At 40.7% G+C, this 4,575-nt stretch carries 3 protein-coding genes; 2 read left to right on the plus strand and 1 reads right to left on the minus strand.

The window, feature by feature from the left end:
* The first annotated feature begins 200 nt into the window (after nucleotides 1-200).
* The gene (gene rlmH / locus Q8907_13080; GenBank protein MDP4275204.1) at nucleotides 201-674 is read left to right on the plus strand and encodes a 23S rRNA (pseudouridine(1915)-N(3))-methyltransferase RlmH; all 474 of its coding nucleotides are present in this window, start codon (nucleotides 201-203) and stop codon (nucleotides 672-674) included.
* A 44-nt stretch (nucleotides 675-718) separates the two neighbouring features.
* Here rlmH and Q8907_13085 read toward each other — a convergent pair whose 3' ends face one another.
* Nucleotides 719-3,346: a valine--tRNA ligase gene (locus tag Q8907_13085; GenBank protein MDP4275205.1), complete on the minus strand. Its 2,628-nt coding sequence runs from the start codon at nucleotides 3,344-3,346 to the stop codon at nucleotides 719-721.
* 193 nt (nucleotides 3,347-3,539) lie between these two features.
* On the opposite strand from Q8907_13085, the gene Q8907_13090 reads away from it, so the two are divergent.
* Nucleotides 3,540-4,575: Ig-like domain-containing protein (locus Q8907_13090; protein ID MDP4275206.1), on the plus strand; the 1,036-nt coding region annotated here is incomplete at its 3' end.

Here is a 4,575-nt window from a genome sequence, read left to right on the forward strand (position 1 = left end):
ACAAATGCAGGAATTTATCGGGAAACTTTCCTGAACACGGCCCCTGGCCTGCGAAGCGGCTTTATTTCCACGATAAGGAATCGTAAATCATAGCCTATTGTAATAGGACTAAATGCTGTAAACTCAATGATCAAAAGTGCTGTAGATTTGTTCGCCGGCAGCATCCGGGAAACACTTAATTTATATGGAAAGATAAATTCATGAAAATAACCTTATTGTTAATTGGAAAAACAAACGACGATTATTTGAAAAAAGGAATAGGAATCTACCAGGACAGGTTAAAAAATTACATCACCTTCGAACTGAAGACCATTCCTGAATTAAAGAAAACAAAAAGCCTGTCGGAACTTCAGCAGAAAGAACAGGAGGGGTTGCTTATCCTTGAACTGCTAAAACCGCAGGATACTGTGCTTTTGCTGGATGAACACGGAGAAGAATATAGTTCTGTAAACTTTTCAACCTTTCTTCAGAAGAAAATGCTCAGCGGGATTAAAAATTTGATTTTTGTAATTGGCGGCCCTTATGGTTTTTCGGATAAAGTTTATCAACGGGCCAATGGGAAAATATCTTTGTCGAAAATGACCTTTTCGCACCAGATGATCAGGTTGATTTTTATAGAACAATTATACAGGGCTTTCACCATCCTCAAAGGCGAACCCTACCATCATGAATAAAATGTAACCGGCAGGCTGCTCGGCCTGCCGGTAAAATACTATCTTTATTTTTTAAGTACTGCAAGCCTTTCTTCCAGTAACTTTATCTTGTCTTCTGCATCTTTCTTCTTATTCTGCTCATTTTCAATCACCTTGGCGGGTGCATGAGCCATAAAATTTGCATTTCCAAGCTTTTTCATGACCGATTCTATAAATCCCCGGCTATATGCCAGCTCGGCTTCAACTTTTTTGATTTCTTCGTTGACATCAATCTTGTCGAGGATAGGAATAAAGAACTCAGTGTTCTTCACGATAAAGGAAAGAGTGCCTTCTGTACGATTCGTGGTGAAGTTCAGCTTCTCGAGATTGCTCATCTTGATAAGCACCTCATCAAACTGCTTATCGAAACTGTTATCCTGGTTGAATACATCCAGTGCAATAGTTTCCTTGAAAGAAATATTATTGTCATTCCTTACAGTCCGAATGGTACTGATTATTTCCCTGGTAAAATCGAAAGCATCCAGAAGGCCCTGGTCATATTTATGGGCAACAGGCATAGGGCAAACCATAATGCTTTCACTTTCTTTCCTTTCTTCCATCAGATGCCAGATTTCTTCGGTGATGAATGGCACAAACGGATGCAAAATCTTAAGCAACTTATCGAAAAATCCGAGGGTTTCCTGATAAGTAACCATATCAATGGGCTGCTGATAACCCGGTTTGATCATTTCAAGGTACCAGGAAGAAAATTCATCCCAGAACAATCTATAAACCAGCATCAATGCTTCAGAAAGACGATACTTGTCATAGTACTCATCAAGAGTTTCAATAGTCTTGTTGAGTACGGCATCAAACCAGTCAATTGATTTTTTAGCATACTCGGGCTGAGGAATGTCGGCGGTCTTCCAGCCTTTTACCAGCCTGAAAGCATTCCATATTTTATTGCCAAAATTACGACCCTGTTCAGTCAGGCCTTCATCGAACAACAAATCGCCACCAGCCGGTGAGCAAAGTAGCATTCCCACCCTCACGCCGTCGGCTCCGTATTCGTCAATGAGCTTAAGGGGATCAGGCGAATTGCCCAGGGATTTTGACATCTTTCGCCCCTGTTTGTCACGGACAATGCCGGTAAGATAAACATGATCGAAGGGTTTTTCGCCGCGGTATTCATAACCCGACATAATCATCCTGGCCACCCAGAAAAATAATATTTCCGGAGCAGTAACCAGGTCATTGGTCGGATAATAATATTTGACATCAGGATTGTCGGGATGCCTGATTCCGTCGAAAACAGAAATAGGCCACAACCAGGAAGAGAACCATGTATCAAGTACATCTTCATCCTGGATAAGCTGATCAGCGGTCAAATCAGGATTTCCAGTTTTTTCTCGGGCCAGTTTCAGGGCATCGTCTATATTTTCAGCAACAACATATTCATCATCCGAAATATAAAAAGCCGGTATCCTTTGCCCCCACCACAATTGACGGGAAATGCACCAGTCTTTCACATTTTCCATCCAGTGACGGTAGGTATTCTTGAATTTGGCCGGGATAATCTGGATGTTATCGTTCATCACATTCTCCAGTGCAGGTTCAGCAAGGCCTTTCATCTTCATAAACCATTGCATGGAAAGTTTGGGTTCAATCACCGCATTGGTCCGTTCTGAGAAACCAACCTTGTTTTGATAATCCTCAATCTTCACCAGGTAGCCTTCATCCCTGAGCTGGCCGGCAATCAGGTCACGTACCTTAAACCTGTCCATGCCTACGTAAAGTTGGGCATTCTTGTTCAAAGTACCATCGTCATTGAAAATATCAATGCGCTGAAGTTTATGTTTAATCCCCAGCTCGTAATCGTTCACATCATGAGCAGGGGTTATTTTTAAAGCACCGGTACCGAATTCGCGGTCAACATATTCGTCCTGGATGATGGGTACATGACGGTTGACCAAAGGGACGATCACTTTTTTCCCTTTCAGGTGGAAATATCTCTCGTCCTCAGGATGAACACAAACGGCAGTATCTCCCAGGATTGTTTCGGGACGGGTAGTAGCAATGGTCACAAACTGATCAGAATCTTCAACCGGATAACGGACATAATAAAGCTTGGAATTTACCTCACGATAGATTACTTCCTCATCCGAAAGAGCGGTCTTGGCCTTAGGATCCCAGTTAACCATCCTGACGCCCCTATATATAAGCCCTTTATTATACAAATCAACAAAAACATGAATGACACTCTCCGACATTTCAGGATCCATAGTAAATTTGGTCCTGCGCCAGTCACATGAAGCACCTAATTTTTTCAACTGCTCAAGAATGATGCCGCCATGTTTGGTTTTCCAGTCCCAGGCATGTTTCAAAAACTCCTCACGGGTCAGATCGGATTTTTTTATTCCTTCCTTGCTCAGCTTGGCAACAACCTTAGCCTCTGTAGCAATAGAAGCATGGTCTGTCCCCGGAACCCAACAGGCATTTTTGCCCTGCATTCTTGCACGCCTGACCAATACATCCTGTATGGTATTGTTCAACATGTGCCCCATGTGCAAAACTCCGGTAACATTAGGAGGAGGAATAACAATTGTATAAGGTTCGCGTTTATCGGGGTCAGAATTAAAAAATCCTTTTTCCAGCCAATATTGATACCATTTCTCTTCTATCGCTGAAGGATCATATTTTGATGGGATTTCCATTTGTTTGTCCATTTTTGTTTTCTAAACCAATGTTTTCAAGCCAGCAAAATTAAATATTTCTATCCTAAAATTCACATCGGGCAAGAAATAAATAATATATGGATGGCAGAAGAAGTTATGCTCAGGTTTTTTTACTTTGAGTGTGAAAGATTTGAAAAAAATCGTGTAGGTTTGTAGTTTAAAAAAAAGAGTCGTGATTAGAATAAACAAATATTTACTGTTAGTCCTGATTTTATCATCAGTCTTATTTTCCCGTTGTGCTAAAATCGGCAATCCCAGTGGTGGGCCTAAAGATAATAATCCACCCAGGCTGATTAATGCTGAACCTGCAAATTACTCGACTAATTTTAAAGGGCAAAAAGTTGATATTTTTTTCGATGAATTTATAAAGCAGGATGATTATTACCAGAAGATGGTCATCTCGCCTCCCTTAAAATACCGGCCACAATTTCTGGTTAGAAACAGAGGCCTGGAAATTAACATTCAGGATACTTTACAGAACAATACCACCTATACCTTCAATTTTAAAAATTCATTGGCCGACAACAACGAAGGCAATATCCTGAAAAATTTTGAATATGTCTTTTCTACAGGGGTTACAGTAGATACATTGGGGTTGCGCGGGCAAATACTAGATGCTTTTAATCTGAAGCCCAGTAAAGATCCGTATACGGTTATGCTTTACGACAATCCGGATGATTCAGTGCCCTATAAGAGGAATCCTTCGTATCTGGATAAAACAGATGAAAAAGGGCATTTTTATATCAGAAATGTTAAACCACAGAAGTATCTCTTATTTGTCTTAAAAGATGCCAACAGTAATAATCTTTACGATTCCCCCAAGGAGTCAATTGCGTTTTCGGATAGTTTGCTGAATTTAAACCATCCGGCATATGTGGTTAAACATCCCAAATATTTCTATCCTGACGATACCATAGGCCATCCTGAAAAAAAATTAACTGCCGCCGATACAATTTTTGACCCTCAGGTCGTATTGCTTGCTTTTAATGAAAAGCCTAAAGATCAGTATCTGCAGGGATCGGAAAGAAAACAAAGGCAAAAAATTTCTCTTTTCTTTAATATTCCTGTAAAAGACAGCGTACAGCTTAGGCCGTTAGGCATTAAACCGGAAAAAAACTGGTATCTTAAGGAAAAAAGCCCCGAAAACGATACCATTCATTATTGGTTGACGGATACCAAAGGCAGCAAACGGGATTCGCGGAGGATCG

The sequence above is a fragment of the Bacteroidota bacterium genome, assembly GCA_030706565.1.
Taxonomy (GTDB): Bacteria; Bacteroidota; Bacteroidia; order Bacteroidales; family JAUZOH01; genus JAUZOH01.

Excerpts from the sequence above, each read along its gene's own strand:
- rlmH (MDP4275204.1), top strand. The coding sequence starts at position 201 with ATGAAAATAACCTTATTGTTAATTGGAAAAACAAACGACGATTATTTG.
- Q8907_13085 (MDP4275205.1), bottom strand. The coding sequence starts at position 3,346 with ATGGAAATCCCATCAAAATATGATCCTTCAGCGATAGAAGAGAAATGG.